Here is a 15,804-nt window from a genome sequence, read left to right on the forward strand (position 1 = left end):
ACCCGCCACGGATCGTGCGGAACGAAGATGGTGGGTTACGCCTTCGGCCAACCCACCCTACGCTCTCCTCACAACGGCAAATTGTCGTGCTTCTTCGCCGGGATTTCCACCTTCTTGTCCTTCAGCATCGCCAGCGCTCGCGCGATCCGCCGCCGCGTCGAATGCGGCATGATGACGTCGTCGATGTAACCGCGTTCGGCGGCGATGAAGGGGGACAGGAAGCGGTCTTCGTATTCCTTGGTGCGCGCGGCGATCTTGTCGGGGTCGCCGATGTCACTGCGGAAGATGATTTCCACCGCGCCCTTGGCGCCCATGACAGCGATCTGCGCGGTCGGCCAGGCGTAGTTCATGTCGGCGCCGATCTCCTTCGAGGCCATGACGTCGAACGCGCCGCCATAGGCCTTGCGGGTGATGATGGTGACGAGTGGCACCGTGCACTGCGAGTATGCGAACAGCAACTTGGCGCCGTGCTTGATCAGGCCGCCATATTCTTGCGCGGTGCCCGGCAGGAAGCCCGGCACGTCGACGAAGGTGACGATCGGGATGTTGAAGGCGTCACAAAAACGAACAAAGCGCGCGGCCTTGCGCGAGGCATCGCTGTCGAGCACGCCCGCGAGCACCATCGGCTGGTTGGCGACGAAGCCGACGGTGCGGCCGGCGATGCGGCCGAAGCCGGTGACGATGTTCCTGGCGAAAGTCTCCGAGATCTCGAAGAAGTCGCCCTCGTCGACGACCTTCAGGATCAATTCCTTCATGTCGTAGGGCTTGTTCGGATTGTCGGGGATCAGCGTGTCCAGGGACATATCGACACGCCCGATGTCGTCGAAGCTCGGCCATTCCGGCACGCCGTCGGTGTTGTTCGAGGGAAGGAAGTCGATCAGCCGGCGCATCTGCAGCAGCGCGTCGACATCGTTCTCGAACGCGCCGTCGGCGATCGAGGAGCGCGTGGCGTGCACCGAAGCGCCGCCGAGTTCCTCCGCGGTCACCACCTCATTGGTGACGGTCTTCACCACGTCGGGGCCGGTGACGAACATGTAGCTGGTGTTCTTCACCATGAAGATGAAATCGGTCATGGCAGGCGAATAGACGTCGCCGCCGGCACAGGGGCCCATGATGACCGAGATCTGCGGGATCACGCCCGAAGCCTGCACGTTGCGGCGGAACACGTAGGAATAACCCGCGAGCGCCGCGACGCCCTCCTGGATGCGCGCGCCGCCGGCGTCATAGAGGCCGATGATCGGCGCCCTCGCCTTCATCGCCATGTCCTGAAGTTTCGTGATCTTCAGCGCGTGGGTCTCGGAGAGTGAGCCGCCGAACACCGTGAAGTCCTTGGCGAAGACAAACGTCTTGCGGCCGTTGACCGTGCCCCAGCCGGTGACGACGCCGTCGCCGGGGATCCTGGTCTTCTCCATGCCGAACTCGATCGAGCGGTGCTCGACGAACATGTCGAATTCCTCGAACGAGCCCTTGTCCAGCAGGAGCTCGATCCGCTCGCGGGCGGTCAGCTTGCCGCGGGCGTGCTGCGCCTCGATGCGCTTTTCGCCGCCGCCCAGCTTGGCGCCGGCGCGCCGCTCTTCGAGGGTATCGAGGATATCTTTCATTTGTTTCCGCCCGTGTTAGCTACAGTCCGCGTCCCGGCACGAGCCGGTCCGCTTCGTTCGGAAATGGCTTTAGCACGGCCGTTTCGGAACCGGAAAGTCGCTTGTGAGCGGGTTCGGGCGCAAAAACGGTAGGATTTTCCGATATCTGGGGAGACAGCGATGACAGATACGACCACGGCCGAGACCGGTGCCGCGACCGGCGGGGTGCGCACCCTGCTCCGGCTGGAGGGGCTGGTGCTGTTCCTCGGCATGACCGTGCTCTACTACAAGTGGGAGGGTTCCTGGCTGGTCTACGTCCTGCTGTTCCTGGTGCCGGACATCAGCTTCGCCGCTTACTTGATCAGCCCGCGGGCCGGCGCCATCGCCTACAACGCCGCGCACACCTATCTGGCACCGGTGGCGCTGATGACGCTGGGTTTTGCCGGCGAAGGACCGCTGGTGCTCTCGATCGCGATGATCTGGCTCGCCCATATCGGGATCGACCGCGCGCTCGGCTACGGCCTGAAATATTCTGTTGGTTTTGGCTTCACCCACCTCGGGCGGATCGGGAAGACGCAGGAGCCCGCCTAGCGCCGGCTTCCTGACGTCACGCACGGCCGGTCAAATTGACAGCGTGCGCGTCGATTGCTGTAGTCGCGGCCAATCAAGACAACCTCCGGGGGAATCGATGCTGACAGACTGGCGCCTGGCCGCGACCGCGATCCTGTTTTGCTGCGCCGTGCTGTTCACCTGCATCGAGACCAGCGCGCAGCAGATCCCGAAGGAGATCGCGGCGCGCACCGAGATCTACGGCATCCCCTCGCTGACGATCTCCGACCAGCAATTTTTGAACGGCGACGGCAACGGCAAGGCGGTCACCCTCGGCGGCGAATTCCGCATCGCGCAAGGCAGCGGCCGGCTGCCGGTCGTGGTCTTGATGCACGGCTCGAGCGGCGTCGGCGCCGGGATGGACGGCTGGGTGCGCCACTTCAACGGCATGGGCATCTCGACCTTCGTGATCGACGGCTTCTCCGGCCGCGGCCTCACCGCAACCGGACCGAACCAGGCGCTCCTCGGCCGGCTCAATTTGATCGTCGACATCTACCATTCGCTGGAAATCCTCGCCAAACATCCGCGGGTCGATCCCGAGCGCATCGTGCTGATGGGATTTTCGCGCGGCGGCCAGGCCACGCTCTATGCCAGCCTCGACCGCTTCAACAAGCTCTGGAACAAATCCGGCGTGCAGTTCGCGGCCTATATCCCGTTCTATCCGGATTGCTCGACCGGCTATCTGACCGATACCGAGGTCGCGGCGCGGCCGACTCCGGATCTTCCACGGCACGCCCGACGACTATAATCCGGTGGCGAGTTGCAAGGCCTATGTCGCGCGGCTGCAAGAGGCCAGGCGCGACGTGGTGCTGACCCAGTATCCCGATTCCGCGCATGGCTTCGATGCCGGCCTGATCGGCAACAACAATGTGGTGGAGGCAACGGGATCGCAGACCGTGCGCCACTGCACCATCAGAGAAGGCGAAGGCGGCGTGCTGATGAATGCATCGACCCAGGCGCCGTTCAGCTACAAGGACGCCTGCGTCGAGCTCGGTCCGCATGTCGGCAGCAACCCGACCACCGCGCTCGAGGCGCGCAAGGCGGTCAGCGATTTCCTGCGGGCGCTGTTCAAGCTGAGCTGACGAGGCCCGAACTCTATGTCCTCATCCTGAGGAGCCGAGAAGCGGCGTCTCGAAGGATGCAGGCCCGCCTGTGGCCTCATGGTTTGAGATGCGCGTTCCGCGCTCCTCACCATGAGGAGAGACGGACGTCAGGCGAAGCGGCGCGCGAACACCACGCAGACCACGACCAGCAGGGTCGCCGCGATCATCGACCAGGCCACCTGCTCGTGCAGCAGCAGGCCGGCCAGTGCGAGGCCGAAGAACGGCTGCAGCAGCTGCAGCTGGCCGACGCTGGCGATGCCGCCGATCGCAAGCCCTCGATACCAGAACACGAAGCCGACCAGCATGCTGAAGATCGAGACATAGGCAAGCCCGAGCCAGGCCGGCGCGCCGATGCCCTGCCAGCTCGGCGGCAGCGTCATGATCGTCATCACGAGCACCACCGGCACTGAGAGCACCAGCGCCCAGGAGATCACCTGCCAGCCGCCGAGCCGCCGCGACAGCGCAGCCCCCTCGGCATAGCCGAGACCGCAGACGACGATGGCGGCGACCATCAGGAGGTCGCCGGTCAGCGACGCCGATCCGTCGCTCGACAAGGCGAACGCGCCGACCGTCGCGCTGCCGATGCAGGAGAACAGCCAGAACAGCGGCTGCGGCCGCTCGCCGCCGCGCAGCACGCCGAACACGGCGGTCGACAGCGGCAGCAGCCCGATGAACACGATCGAATGCGCCGAGGTGATGTGCTGGAGCGCGAGCGCGGTGAGCAGCGGAAAGCCGATCACGACGCCGAGTGCGACGATGGTCAGCGACACCAGGTCCTTGCGCTGCGGCCAGGGCTGCCGCAGCACCGCGAGCAGCGCGGCGCCGAGCAACGCCGCGATCGCCGCCCGCGCCGACGTCAAGAACAGCGGCGAGAACCCGGCGACGGCCACGCGGGTCGCCGGCAGCGAGCCGCTGAAGATAATCACGCCGAGCAAGCCGCTGCCCCAGCCGTCGATCGAAGCCTTGTCCATCGTACTCTGCTTCCCAAAACGTAACTGCGCCCCCTCACCCCGCTCTTGCGGGGAGAGGGTTGGGGTGAGGGGCCGCCCCGCATACTCGGTAACGGCCGAACCCGTGGAGACTCCCCTCACCCGGAACGCATCCGGCGATGCGTTCCGACCTCTCCCCGCAGGCGGGGCGAGGTGAAGCCGAGTCCGATGTCGCACCGACCATAGCCAGCGGAGGCTCGCCAAGGCAGCTACAGATCAGTACAATACCGCAAAACTGTATGGGCAAAGGTAGGCATACACACTTGCAACAGCAATCCGATGCACCAAAGGCGACGCGAACCACCGACGTGATGAACGCGATCCGCGCCAAGGTGGCGAGCCGCGCGCTGGTCGCCGACGACCGCCTGCCCTCGATCCGCGGCCTGGCCGCGACCATGGGCGTGTCGCCCTCCACCGTCGTCGAGGCCTATGACCGCCTCGTCGCCGAGGGCCTGATCCGGGCCCGGCCCGGCTCCGGCTTCTATGTCTCGTCTGCGGCGCTGCCGCCGCTCGCGCTCGCCAAGGACCAGCCGCAGCGCGACCGTGCGGTCGATCCGTTCTGGGTGTCGCGGCAATCGCTCGATGCCGAGACCGGCGCGCTCAAACCCGGCTGCGGCTGGCTGCCGGCCGAGTGGATGCCGACGGAGGCGCTGCGGCGCGCGTTGCGCGGCCTGGCGCGGGCCGACGACGCCGTGCTCTCCGACTATGGTGCGACGCGCGGCTCGCTCGCGCTGCGCCGGATCCTGATGGCGCGGTTTGCCGACGAGGGCCTCGAGGTGCCGCCCGAGCAGCTCTTGCTGACCGCATCCGGCACCCAGGCGATCGACCTCGTCTGCCGCTTCCTGCTGCGGCCCGGCGACACCGTGCTGGTCGACGATCCCTGCTACTTCAATTTCCGGGCGCTGCTGCGCGCGCATCAGGTTCGCATCGTCAGCGTGCCCTATACGGCGTCGGGGCCCGATGTCGCGAGCTTCGAGGCGACACTGGCCGCCGAGCGACCGCGGCTCTATGTCACCAACTCGGCACTGCATAATCCGACCGGCGCGACGCTGTCGCCGCAGACCGCGCACCGCGTGCTGAATGCCGCCACAGCCTACGATCTCACCATCGTCGAGGACGACATCTTTGCGGACTTCGAGCCGGAGCCTTCGGCGCGGCTCGCCGCGCTCGACGGGCTCAACCGGGTGATCCGGATCGGCAGCTTCTCCAAGACGCTGTCGGCATCGGTGCGCTGCGGCTTCATCGCCGCGCGCGCGGACTGGATCGAGGATCTCGTCGATCTCCAGGTCGCGACCGGATTCGGCGGCCCGAGCGCGGTCGCCACCGAGATCATCGCCCGCGTGCTGTCGAGCGGTTTCTATCGCAAGCATGTCGAAGAGCTGCGCCGGCGCCTTGCCCGCGCCCGCCGCGACGTCGGCGACAAATTGCAGCGCATCGGCGTCACACCCTGGCTGATGCCGCGCGGCGGCTTCTATCTGTGGTGCCAACTGCCCGACAGCCGCGATTCCGCCGACGTGGCGCGCGCCGCGCTTGCCGACAACATCGTGCTGGCACCGGGCAACGTGTTCAGCGCCTCGCAGACGGCCGCCGCCTTCATGCGCTTCAACGTCGCGCAATGCCGCGACCCGAAACTGATGCCGGCCTTGCAGCGGGCGATCGGGCGCTAGACCAGGATGAGTTGGGATGAAGGTCTCGAGGCAGACTGGTTCTACCTCTCCCGCCTGCGGGGGTCGAGACGAGCGAAGCTCGCTCTTAGGTAGTATTGCATCGAAGATGCAATTCTGGCGGGATCTCTCTCCACGATGTGATCCCTGGAGAGAGCCCCCACCCCAACCCTCCCCCGCAAGCGGGAGAGGGAGCACACCGCATTCGCGATTGCGCTGGCAGCCACCCGACGCAGCCGCGCCCTACTTCTCACCCACCTTGAACGGCTCCTCCTTGCCCGGCGGCACGGTCTCCTCCGCCATCGCCAGGATCATCGCCACCATCACGTAATTGCCGGCGACCGCGGTGAGGTCGACGATCTGCTGATCGTTGAAGATCTTCTTGGCCCGCGCATAGATCTCGTCGGAGACCTTCTTGGTCGTGGTCAGCTCGGTGACGAAGTCGTACACGACCGCCTCGTCGTCGGCCATCTTCGACGGCCGGTTGCCGGCCTTCAGCTCGGCGATGACGTCGGGCGGCAGGCCGGCCTTGGCGGCGAGCGGCGCGTGCGCGAACCACTCGACCTGCGAGCGCCACTGCCGGCCGATGATCAGGATCGCGAACTCGTTCAGCCTGGTCGGCACCGAGGTTTGCCAGCGCAGATAATAGAACAGATCGTAGAGGCGCTGGCCGAGCACCGGGCTCCTGATCATCGGATTGTAGGGACCGCCGATGCCGACGCTCGACACCTTCATGATCTGCTCGCCGAGCGGTTTTTGCAGGTCGCTGAGCTGCTCCATCGTGAGCTGCGGGAAGCGCGGCTCCTTGCTGGTGGCCGGTGCCGAGAACACCGTCGCCGCGAGCCAGCCGCCGGCCGCGGCCAGCGTGAGCGACGAGAGCCAGACTGTTGCTGAATGCATGATTCCTCCGCTTGGTTTTATCGGAGGATGCTAGTCGAGCTACGTAGCGCCAGCCAGCGAAGAACACGCAGATCAGCTCGTCACAGCGCGACGATATCGGTGAGGCATTGCTGCGTGACGCTCATCCGCGCATCGATCTGCGCCTGCGTCTTGCAGTCCATGTTCATCGCGAACACGGTGATGTCGGTGCCCTTCTCGGCCCAGCCGACCAGCCAGCCGAGCGAGCCGTGCTCCTTGTCGGTGAGGCCGGTCTTGGCGCGGATGACGGTCTCGCCGACTTTCGTGACGGGGAGGATGTCGCACACCAGCTGCTGGCTGTGCTTGCCGACCGGCAGCACGCCGCGGCGCAGCCGGTCGAGGAAATCGATCTGCTGCACCGGATCGATCCGCAAATTGCCGGTCACCCAGAACTGGTCGATACCGCCGCCGATGTCGCGGTTGCCGTAGTCGATGATCTCGAGATATTTCTTCATCCGCGCCTCGCCGATGCGGCGGGCGATCTCCTGGAACACCGGAAACGCCGACACGGCGAGCGCCGAGCGCAGCGTGTGATCCTTGTTCCAGGCCTCGATGCTGCGGGTTGTGCCGTCCCACTTGAAGACGTCCTTGTCGGGGTCCTGCACCACGCCGGTCTCGAGCGCGATCAGCGCGTTCGGGATCTTGAAGGTCGAGGCCGGCAGCCTGCCCTCGCCCGAGCGGACCTTGTCGCTGGCGATGATCAGATAATCGTCCACCTTGTAGCCGACGAAGGTACCCTCGGTGCCGAGATCGAAGAACCGCTTTTGCAGCTCCTCGCGAAACTCGCTGCGCTGGTAGGACACGTTGGCGAAGCTGCGCGACGGCAGGATCGTAGCGGCAGCAAGCAGACCGAGCGCATGGCGGCGATGGATCACGACGGGGGCCTGGACGGGTTCGGGTTGACGACGATGCTGATGCCATCGTGGTGAAAGGATGGCAATAAGACTCACCTGTTTGTCGCGTTTTCTTCACGCGAACCGGTGTCCACTTCGCTCGAAGACGCGCCCGCTAGCGCGCCCGGCCCGACATCCGCAGCACGAACACCAGCACCTCGGCGACGGCCTTGTAAAGCTCGGCCGGAATCTCGTCGCCGAGCTCGACATTGGAGAGCGCGCCGGCCAGGACCTCGTTCTCCTCGATCGGGATGTCGTTGGCCCTGGCGACCTCGATGATCTTGGCGCCGATTGCGCCCTTGCCCTTTGCCACCACGCGCGGCGCACCGGCGTGGTCGTAATGCAGCGCGACCGCGAGCTGGTTGTTGGCCTCGCTCATGATGCGCGGTCCAGGAAATGGCCGGCGCGCGCGGGCGCGGGTTGCGGCGGGCTGCCGTCGCGGATCTCGATGTCGCCGGGCGTGAGCTCGGCCCTGGTCAGCGCCTGGTTCAGCTCGGACGCGCCGGCGCGCAGCTGCGCGGCGGTCGAGGGCCGCTCGGCCCACATCCGCACCGAGGTGCGCTCGCCGTTCAGCGAGACCAGCGCGTGCACCGGGCCGGCCGGCTCGACATCGAGCGTGAAGCGCGCGCGCCACACCCGCTTGGCCGCCTCGACCTCATGGCCGCCGCCATCGCGGGAAATCTCGAACTGCGCCATCGCCGTGCCCTGCTGGGTCAGGAACGGGATCTCGAAATTCCAGCGCGGCAGCATGGCGTCGAGCTGCGGGCGCGCAGCGTCGCCGCGGTCCGGCAGCGAGGCGACCTGTAGCAGCGTCTGCCGCGCCAGCGCCGCATCGGTGTTTTCCAGCAGGCGGTGCGCGGCGGTCGCGAGCGGCGCGCCCGGTGCGATCGACGGCTCCGCGACGGCCTGGGCTGACGGCAGCGCGCCGTGAAATGGCGGCGGCGGCGTGTTGCCGCGTACGGGCACCTCGCCCGGCAGCATCTCCCTCGGCGCGGCGCCTTGCCGTGCTGCGGGATTGCCGAGTTCGTGCAGCGCTTCCTGAATGAGATTGAGCGCGCCGCCGGAGGACGGGCCGGCATCGAGCGCATCCGCGAGTGCTCCGGCGAGTCCTGCGGTGCCGCGGCTGACATCCTCGGCGACCGGCAGGCGGGCCTGCGGTAGCAGGATCTCCTGAACGTCGAGCTCGGGCATTGCCGGCGGCACAATGCTTGGCGCCGTGCCGGCACTGGCGGGCACCGGTTGCGGCGGCGGTGTGGAGGACACGGGCCTGCCGGCATCGCCGGTGCCAAGCGAGGTCAGCGCCTGGCGCAGCACGATCAGCGCGGCCTTCAGATCGGGCGCGCTGCCACTCGCGGGCGCAACGCCCGCGGCCAGCGTCGCCTCGAACAGCAGGCCGGATTTCTGCAAGCCGGTCTTGACCGCATCGCCGCTCAAATTCTCGTCGAGCCCGGTCTGCTGCGCCAGCACCTGCGCGATCGCAGCCTGCAGCTTCGGCGGCAGATTGGCCGAGGCGACCGCGGCGAGATTGGCAAACAGCGGCGCCTGGCTGCCCTGTACCACCGCCGCATTCTGCGCCGCAGCTGTAATGGTGACGCGCTCCAGCGGCGTGAGCACAGCCTTCGGTGCGGTGGCGACGGGCTGGGCGGCGTCGGCGACATTGGCCGCCGCTGGCGACAGCCGTACGGCATCGCCGGTGTCAGGACCCTGCCCGACCAGCTGCAGGCGGATGCCGTCATTGGTCTGCGACACCGCGAGCTGCAGGTTCTGGCCCTGCTGCAGCGGCACCTCGGTCTGGACGTCGATCGACAGGCTCGCGATCGCGATCCGCACCAGATCGGCGGACAGCACCTTCAGCACCTGCGCATTGACGACGCTGCCGGCCTCGAGCGTGAGGTCCGGCGCAACGCTGTCCGCCTCCTTCGAGGCGAGCACCGGCAGCACGGGATTGATGGCGATTGCCATGTCGGAGGTCTCGGCCAGGCGCGAGGAACGTGCCGCAGGCTAGCCCGGCGCCGTAAACCCCTCGTTAACCGGCAGCCGGCTTGAGCTCCCTGAGCACGCCGGCGGCGGCCTTGAAATCGAGCTGGCGGGCGGCGCGGCGGGCAGCGACCTCCTCGTCGACGCCCCATTTCTCGATGTTCCAGTCCTCGTCGACATGGGCGGCGGCCCAGACCTGGTCCTCGTCGCGGACACCGTGCGCCAGCGCCAGCGCGAGCAGCGCCGAGCCGGTCAGCGTCGTCACCACATGGAGCGCCGCGACCGACCATGGGTCGGTCGGGAACGCCGCCCGTGCCGCCTTGATCGCAGGCTCCGGCTGGCCGACATGCATGACCCCCTCGGCCATCACGAAATGGGCGCCGAGCGCGTCAGCGGCCCAGAACAGGATCGGATCCCAATGCCGGGCTTCGCGCGCCACCAGCGTTTCGGGATGCCCGGCGCGATAAAACAACAGGTCGCTGCCGAGGAACTTGGCCGCATCGTCGGCCACCTCGTCGACGCGATCGATCACCCCCTCGATCACGCTGTTGGCAAGGCGCGTCAGCGGCATGGTCATCGGATCGATGGTTTCGCCCTGCGCATTCCATTCCGCCGCCACCGCGTCCGCAATGGCCCGCGTCGGCACCGCGATCGGCTTGCCGGACGGCGTGCGGATCGGCTTGCCGTCGAGCGTGATCGAAAATCCGCCGTCGGCCTCGGCGACGCCGGCGCTGGTGTAGAACCGCTTGCGCTGGGGCGTGCGAATGTGGCGCCGCACCGCCTCCTGCGGATCGAATGGAGATTGTTCTGGGACATCGTCGAAAAGTTCGCGCATCGCGCCGGCCGGCTTTCGTTCGGAAGGATTTCCCTGCAAGATATGTCAGGGGCAACGGCAAATAAAGCTGATGGGACGCGTCAAGATCCTCGCGGGTTTCTCGCTCGTTGCGGCCGCCCTGGGCGCCGCCACCGCCGACGCCGGGTTCCGCACACCGGAATCGCTGATCCGCAACGTCTACGCCTACTATGGCAAGGGCAGTCCTGCGTTTTCCAATGGACTCCCGCGCGACGAGGACGCTGCCCGGCAATTCTTCGATTCGTCCCTGCGCGCGGCCTGGTCCGCCCCGCACGACGCGCCGTACGATTTCCTGGTGCAGAGCCCGAGCTGGAGGCTCGGCCCGATCTCGATCGCCATCCTGCGCCGGCAGTTCGACCGGACCGACCTGACCGTCTCGTTCGATAATGAGGGCCGCGCGGTCACGCTCAATTTCATCGTCGTCAACGGGCCCGACGGCTGGGTGATTTCCGACGTCGAGAGCCCGCACGATTCCCTGCGGATGTTTCTGACGCAATTCAAGCGCTAGAAGACCGTCCTTGCACTTGTGCGCCTTGCGGATGAAGAACGCATATCGCGCCACGACCTCGCCTTTGTGGAGATTGCTCAATGACGGACGTCGCCTTCCGCCGCGCCGAACTGGCCGACCTTCCAGCGATCGTTGCCCTACTGGCCAACGACATCCTGGGCCAGCAGCGCGAGGACGCGAGCTTCCCGCCGAACCAGAAATATGTCGAAGCCTTCCAGGCTATCCTTGCCGATCCCAACCAGTTGCAAGCCGTCGCGACCTTGAACGACGCCGTGATCGGCACGCTTCAACTGACCTTCATTCCCGGATTGGCGCGCATGGGCGCCTGGCGCGGGCAGATCGAGGCGGTTAGAATTGCCGAGACGCACCGGGGCTCAGGCGTTGGCCAACAGATGTTCGAATGGGCGATCGAGCAATGCAGGGTCAGAGGCTGCAATCTCGTGCAGCTTACCACCGACAAGGCGCGCCCCGACGCGCATCGCTTCTATGAACGGTCGGGATTCGTCGGCAGCCATATCGGCTACAAGCTGACGCTCTGAAGCTGCCGCCGGGCCGGCCTTGTCATCATGTCCGTCTACTTGTTCCGGTCACCACCAAGAAGATTCTTGTAGACCTTTCCATCCTTCATGATGACCAGGAAGTTCTTTGCCGGATCTTCGATCAGCTTGATATTGTCGATCGGATTGCCTTCGACCAGCAGAAGGTCGGCGAGCGCACCTTCCTCTACCACGCCCAGCTTGCCCGAATATGGATTTCGAAGCCCGGACAGAGCGAGCAATTCGGCATTCGTCGATGTCGCCATGATGAGCGCCTCAGCGGGCGTGTACCATCGCGTGAGGGCCGTCAGCATCGCGCCTTGCCGGTCAGCGAGCGCCTGCGAGAACAAGACGTCGGTACCGAAAGCCGTCTTCAACTTGTACTTCTTGGCAAAGCCGTAGACCCGGTCGGTGCCGGCAACGACCTGCCGCATCTTCTCCTGCTCCGCAGGTCCAAGGGCACTCGCGCCCGACAGATCGAGGAACGGCTGGGTGCTCAGCCAAATTCCCTTCTCGGCCATCAGGCGGGCCGACGCGTCGTCCATCAAATGACCGTGCTCGATGCACTTGACCCCCGCTGCGATCGATCGCTGGATCGCGACCGGGGTATAGGCGTGTACTGCGACGTAGGTACCCCAGTTCTCGGCAGCGTCTACCGCGGCACGCAACTCCGGTTCAGTAAACGTGGACACATCGAGCGGACTGAACGGCGACGCCACCCCACCGCCCGCCGTGAGCTTGACCTGCGTCGCTCCCTGCATGAGCTGCTCGCGCGCCCGCACGCGAACTTCATCCGGGCTGTCCGCGATCATGGCGCCACCTATCCTCTCCATGCGGCTGAGCATGCCGCCGATCGTTCTGGGCAGATCGGACAGCTGCCGGAAGTCGCCATGGCCGCCGGTGATGGTGATCACGGCACCGGATGGGTAGATGCGAGGACCGGCGACGAGACCCTCGTCGATCGCCCGCTTGAGGGAAAAGGCCGGCCCGCCCATGTCGCGAATGGTGGTGAAGCCTCGCATGAGCGTCGCTGTTGCCTCGGCAGCCGCAAGAAGGTTGGTGTAACCGACGTCGCTGGCCATCACGGCCGCCGGAGTCGGGCGTACCAGCAACGCATGCCAATGCGCGTCGATCAGCCCGGGCATCAGCACCCGTCCATCGCCGGCGATCACCTGAGCGTCGGCCGTGATCGCCGCAGTCGAAATCTTCTCGATCTTGTTGTTCCGGATCAACACATTGGACGGCCCGGACAGCGCGCCATTCTTGCCATCGAAAATGCGTACGTTCTGGAACAGCACGCCACCATCCTGCTGAGCCTGCGCCGGCCGCGAGGCGACGAGGCTCATCGCAATCGACGCAACCAGCGCCGAAACCCTGACGCTCTTCCTCAAACCCGACATGTCCACTCTCCGCCGATGGCGCATCGCGCGAGACCGTCATTGATCTCGCTGTGCGCGAGGGACCGACTTGATTTCAGCAATTGGTGAGAGTTCCGCTGCTCCCTGGAGGGATCGACGGCCTATTGAGCCGCTCTGGCGGCAGGCTGCAAAGCGTAGCTCAGCCATCCGATGCCATGGGACAACAGATCGATGCCCAGCAGCAGCCCGAGCACCCACAGCCCGGTGGCCGGAAATCCGGTCAGAATGATGAGGCCGGCCAGGACGCCAAACAGGCCGGACGCCAGCATGATCCAGCCGGACTGCTGCCAATGGCCGATGCCGACCAGCATGCGCACAATCCCGGAGACCAAAAGCATGAGACCGAGGGCATAGGTCAGGAGCAGCGCACTCGCCACCGGCTGGCTGAGCAGGACGATTCCGCAGGCAAGGTAGAGCACCCCGAGCAGAAGCTGCCATACGAATCCACCCCAGCCCCTGGTCCAGAAGGCGTGCAGGATTTCGAACCCGCCGGCAACGATGGCGGTCCAGCCGATAAAGATGGCGCTGATCACGGTGAAAAGCACGACATCTCCCAGGACCAGAAGGCCCGCGGCGATCAGGACGAGGCCCAGCAGAACGCAGACCCATAAAGGCGGGCCAGGCAGGCCGCGGAGCATCGTGGAACTGTTCTCATAGGTAGCCATGTCGTCCTCCTTGATCCCAGGCAGCCATGGCACGGTCGCGCATTCCAGGCCGCGCAACCGGGCCACTCGAGCTGCCGAAGCTTGTGCCCGCCGTCACCAGCGCCATCCGCAGCGGCGGCGACCTCTGTGCCACCAACAGGTCCAGCGGCGCCGGCGATGCCAGCGGCGGCGCGGTGGCGGAGGACGCGGGCGCGGTGGTGGTCGGGCGACGACCATATGAAGCGGCCGCTCCGGATCATCCGTCTTCACCACGAGGGCATCTTCGGGAGCTAGTGGCAGCGCCTTGGCCGCCTGCATCAGCAATCCGGTTCCGAGACCAACGGCTGCGACGCCGCCGAGCATTCTCCGGAGCACGATGCGACGGTCGAGTTCATCCATATCCGGCACCTCGTTGTTGTTGCAGAGAGCTTCTTACCCAGCGGCGGCCAACCTCCCGATCAGGCCGATCGCTCGCGCTCGCCGGTCGCTCCGTCGTCCGGTATTTCGCCCGGCCGGTAATTCGGCAGCCGTCCCGCCGGAATGACCGCAAGCAGAGCAAGGCCGGCCATGATCAACAATCCGATCTTCAAAGCGCGCAGGCGCGCTTCGGTGTTGACCCGGACGGCTTCCTCGACCTGCTGCGGCGTACCGCTCGTACCTTCGAGCACACTGCGCAGCCGGTCATTGCTGACGAAGGTGATGTTGCCGAGGTCAACCTGGCTCTGAAGCTCCTTGGTAAGCACCGGACTGGCCGCGATCCTGCCGAGCGCGATCGTGCTCAAAAGACCGACCAACAGAGCTCCGGCCACCGCGGTGCCAACGGCAGCCGCCAGATTCTGCGTGGTTCCGCGCAAAGACCCGACATCCCCCGCCAACGCCTTGGGCGAAGCCGTGACCAGAACGTTGAACAGTAGTGTCACCAGCGAGCCCTGGCCAATGCCGAACAGCACGAGGCCAAGGAGAACGGGAATCTCGCTCCAATCGTTGCGCACGACGAAGGCGAGCCACAGCAACGCAACGGTGCAGAGGCCGAAGCCAAAGCGTCCGATCTGGCGGGGCGTCAGTTTGTCGTAGAGATTGACGATCAGCATCGCCGAGAGAAAGACGGTCAGATTGAACGGCATCATCGCGATCGCCGTCGCAATTGGCGAACGTCCCTGCACGATCTGGATGTAGAGCGGCACCGTGAAGTTCAGCGCGGCCTCGAGCGCCACGACCGCGAATAGCGCGTAGACCGCACACCTCTCCTCCGGCGAGTCGAGCACCTCCAACGCCAGCAGGGGCGTCTTCCCCGCGGCCTGCTGCCGATGCGTCCACATCAGGAATGCCTGCCCGAGCACGATGCCGAGCACGATCAGGATCGGCGCCGGCGAGACGCCCAGCAAGTCAAACGGCGCGTTGGGGGTCGCAAGGATCACCCCCCAACCGTTCAGATTATTGAATCCGAAGCTGATGAAAATGATTGCGCTCGCTGCCAGGGCGACGCCGATCAGATCGATTTGGACATCCGCGCGACCGCGGTCCGGCCGCAGGCGGAAACTCAGAGCGAACGCGATCGCCGAGGCAACGATGAGAATTGCAAACGCCGGCCGCCAGCCGATATAGGTGCCGAGCAGCCCACCGACGACAAATGCCAGCACGCCGGCGGCAGCCCTTGCCGAGCCCAGCGCACCAAGGGCGGTCGCCTGCTGGCGTCCGGCATAATTCTCGGCAATCAGCGCGACGAGCGAGGGCACGATCACCGCGCCCGCAGCGCCGCAAAGCGCCTGAGCGGAAATCATGACGGAGGCCGTGGGGCTGAACGTCATCGCGATCTGCGCTATCAGGAAAAGCACGACGGCACCGCGAAATACCTGCACCGCCCCGAACCTTTGGGCGAGCTTCGCGCCAAGCATCACGAACCCGGCCACAAGCATCGAGTAGGCCACGATTCCGGTCGCGACGGTGGTCGGCGGCACGCCGAAGCTGGCCACCATTCCCCCCATCGCGACCGGCAACGACGCGACGTTGAACGACATGATCATCTGGCCGACCGCAATCGCGATCATGGGCACCCATGATGCGCGCTCTTCCTGTTGAATGTCGCCGATCGAGATCGCTTGTGTTGCCATC

General features: G+C 65.9%; 14 protein-coding genes and 1 pseudogene. 5 read left to right on the plus strand and 10 right to left on the minus strand.

Translation table 11 applies throughout. The features are described 5' to 3' along the window. Positions 1-68: 68 nt before the first annotated feature. Positions 69-1,601 carry an acyl-CoA carboxylase subunit beta gene (locus tag QJT82_RS10185; RefSeq protein ID WP_028339274.1) on the minus strand — a complete coding sequence of 511 codons (1,533 nt, stop codon included), beginning with the start codon at positions 1,599-1,601 and terminating at the stop codon, positions 69-71. A 159-nt stretch (positions 1,602-1,760) separates the two neighbouring features. Here QJT82_RS10185 and QJT82_RS10190 point away from each other — a divergent pair, with 159 nt between their 5' ends. Together QJT82_RS10190 and QJT82_RS10195 are read left to right on the plus strand one after the other, a co-directional pair. Next, entirely contained in the window at positions 1,761-2,171 is a 411-nt protein-coding gene (locus tag QJT82_RS10190) for a DUF4260 domain-containing protein (protein WP_028339275.1), read from the plus strand. A gap of 97 nt (positions 2,172-2,268) precedes the next feature. Beyond that, positions 2,269-3,271: pseudogene (locus tag QJT82_RS10195) on the plus strand (dienelactone hydrolase family protein). Between the two features lie 128 nt (positions 3,272-3,399). Here QJT82_RS10195 and QJT82_RS10200 read toward each other — a convergent pair. Next, the gene (locus QJT82_RS10200) at positions 3,400-4,263 is read right to left on the minus strand and encodes a DMT family transporter (RefSeq protein ID WP_028339276.1); all 864 of its coding nucleotides are present in this window, start codon (positions 4,261-4,263) and stop codon (positions 3,400-3,402) included. Between the two features lie 329 nt (positions 4,264-4,592). Between QJT82_RS10200 and QJT82_RS10205 the strand changes: the two genes are divergently transcribed. Continuing rightward, a complete protein-coding gene (locus tag QJT82_RS10205) occupies positions 4,593-5,948 on the plus strand; it encodes a PLP-dependent aminotransferase family protein (protein WP_035631057.1) in 1,356 nt (451 codons plus the stop codon). A 240-nt stretch (positions 5,949-6,188) separates the two neighbouring features. Here QJT82_RS10205 and QJT82_RS10210 read toward each other — a convergent pair whose 3' ends face one another. The 5 genes from QJT82_RS10210 to QJT82_RS10230 all read right to left on the minus strand — a co-directional run bounded on the left by QJT82_RS10210 (position 6,189) and on the right by QJT82_RS10230 (position 10,568). Continuing rightward, positions 6,189-6,845, minus strand: a complete 657-nt coding sequence (locus QJT82_RS10210) for a carboxymuconolactone decarboxylase family protein (protein WP_028339278.1) — start codon at positions 6,843-6,845, stop codon at positions 6,189-6,191. An 80-nt stretch (positions 6,846-6,925) separates the two neighbouring features. After that, the gene (gene blaOXA / locus QJT82_RS10215; RefSeq protein ID WP_028339279.1) at positions 6,926-7,738 is read right to left on the minus strand and encodes a class D beta-lactamase; all 813 of its coding nucleotides are present in this window, start codon (positions 7,736-7,738) and stop codon (positions 6,926-6,928) included. A 133-nt stretch (positions 7,739-7,871) separates the two neighbouring features. After that, the gene (locus tag QJT82_RS10220; protein ID WP_028339280.1) at positions 7,872-8,135 is read right to left on the minus strand and encodes an EscU/YscU/HrcU family type III secretion system export apparatus switch protein; all 264 of its coding nucleotides are present in this window, start codon (positions 8,133-8,135) and stop codon (positions 7,872-7,874) included. Then, entirely contained in the window at positions 8,132-9,718 is a 1,587-nt protein-coding gene (locus tag QJT82_RS10225; RefSeq protein WP_028339281.1) for a flagellar hook-length control protein FliK, read from the minus strand. Before QJT82_RS10225 ends, QJT82_RS10220 begins: the two co-directional genes overlap by 4 nt. Before the next feature lie 64 nt (positions 9,719-9,782). Continuing rightward, positions 9,783-10,568: an ATP12 family protein gene (locus QJT82_RS10230; RefSeq protein WP_028339282.1), complete on the minus strand. Its 786-nt coding sequence runs from the start codon at positions 10,566-10,568 to the stop codon at positions 9,783-9,785. Positions 10,569-10,638: 70 nt separating this feature from the next. Here QJT82_RS10230 and QJT82_RS10235 point away from each other — a divergent pair, with 70 nt between their 5' ends. Continuing rightward, the gene (locus QJT82_RS10235; protein ID WP_028339283.1) at positions 10,639-11,094 is read left to right on the plus strand and encodes a hypothetical protein; all 456 of its coding nucleotides are present in this window, start codon (positions 10,639-10,641) and stop codon (positions 11,092-11,094) included. An 80-nt stretch (positions 11,095-11,174) separates the two neighbouring features. Next, the gene (locus QJT82_RS10240; RefSeq protein ID WP_028339284.1) at positions 11,175-11,633 is read left to right on the plus strand and encodes a GNAT family N-acetyltransferase; all 459 of its coding nucleotides are present in this window, start codon (positions 11,175-11,177) and stop codon (positions 11,631-11,633) included. A 35-nt stretch (positions 11,634-11,668) separates the two neighbouring features. Here QJT82_RS10240 and QJT82_RS10245 read toward each other — a convergent pair whose 3' ends face one another. The 3 genes from QJT82_RS10245 to QJT82_RS10255 all read right to left on the minus strand — a co-directional run bounded on the left by QJT82_RS10245 (position 11,669) and on the right by QJT82_RS10255 (position 15,803). Then, complete coding sequence (locus QJT82_RS10245) at positions 11,669-13,030, minus strand: amidohydrolase family protein (RefSeq protein ID WP_028339285.1); 1,362 nt, start codon at positions 13,028-13,030, stop codon at positions 11,669-11,671. Between the two features lie 119 nt (positions 13,031-13,149). Beyond that, a complete protein-coding gene (locus tag QJT82_RS10250; protein ID WP_028339286.1) occupies positions 13,150-13,713 on the minus strand; it encodes an HdeD family acid-resistance protein in 564 nt (187 codons plus the stop codon). Positions 13,714-14,150: 437 nt separating this feature from the next. Beyond that, positions 14,151-15,803 (minus strand): MFS transporter, encoded by a 1,653-nt coding sequence (locus QJT82_RS10255; protein WP_028339287.1) that lies wholly within the window; start codon positions 15,801-15,803, stop codon positions 14,151-14,153. Between the last annotated feature and the right edge of the window lies 1 nt (position 15,804).

The sequence above is a fragment of the Bradyrhizobium sp. Mp19 genome (assembly GCF_029952935.1).
Classification (GTDB): domain Bacteria; phylum Pseudomonadota; class Alphaproteobacteria; order Rhizobiales; family Xanthobacteraceae; genus Bradyrhizobium; species Bradyrhizobium elkanii.

Coding starts and splice junctions, on each gene's coding strand:
- QJT82_RS10225 (WP_028339281.1), bottom strand. CDS start 9,718: ATGGCAATCGCCATCAATCCCGTGCTGCCGGTGCTCGCCTCGAAGGAG.
- QJT82_RS10190 (WP_028339275.1), top strand. CDS start 1,761: ATGACAGATACGACCACGGCCGAGACCGGTGCCGCGACCGGCGGGGTG.
- QJT82_RS10250 (WP_028339286.1), bottom strand. CDS start 13,713: ATGGCTACCTATGAGAACAGTTCCACGATGCTCCGCGGCCTGCCTGGC.
- QJT82_RS10205 (WP_035631057.1), top strand. CDS start 4,593: ATGAACGCGATCCGCGCCAAGGTGGCGAGCCGCGCGCTGGTCGCCGAC.
- QJT82_RS10235 (WP_028339283.1), top strand. CDS start 10,639: ATGGGACGCGTCAAGATCCTCGCGGGTTTCTCGCTCGTTGCGGCCGCC.
- QJT82_RS10255 (WP_028339287.1), bottom strand. CDS start 15,803: ATGGCAACACAAGCGATCTCGATCGGCGACATTCAACAGGAAGAGCGC.
- QJT82_RS10210 (WP_028339278.1), bottom strand. CDS start 6,845: ATGCATTCAGCAACAGTCTGGCTCTCGTCGCTCACGCTGGCCGCGGCC.
- QJT82_RS10240 (WP_028339284.1), top strand. CDS start 11,175: ATGACGGACGTCGCCTTCCGCCGCGCCGAACTGGCCGACCTTCCAGCG.
- QJT82_RS10220 (WP_028339280.1), bottom strand. CDS start 8,135: ATGAGCGAGGCCAACAACCAGCTCGCGGTCGCGCTGCATTACGACCAC.
- QJT82_RS10230 (WP_028339282.1), bottom strand. CDS start 10,568: ATGCGCGAACTTTTCGACGATGTCCCAGAACAATCTCCATTCGATCCG.
- QJT82_RS10200 (WP_028339276.1), bottom strand. CDS start 4,263: ATGGACAAGGCTTCGATCGACGGCTGGGGCAGCGGCTTGCTCGGCGTG.
- QJT82_RS10245 (WP_028339285.1), bottom strand. CDS start 13,030: ATGTCGGGTTTGAGGAAGAGCGTCAGGGTTTCGGCGCTGGTTGCGTCG.
- QJT82_RS10185 (WP_028339274.1), bottom strand. CDS start 1,601: ATGAAAGATATCCTCGATACCCTCGAAGAGCGGCGCGCCGGCGCCAAG.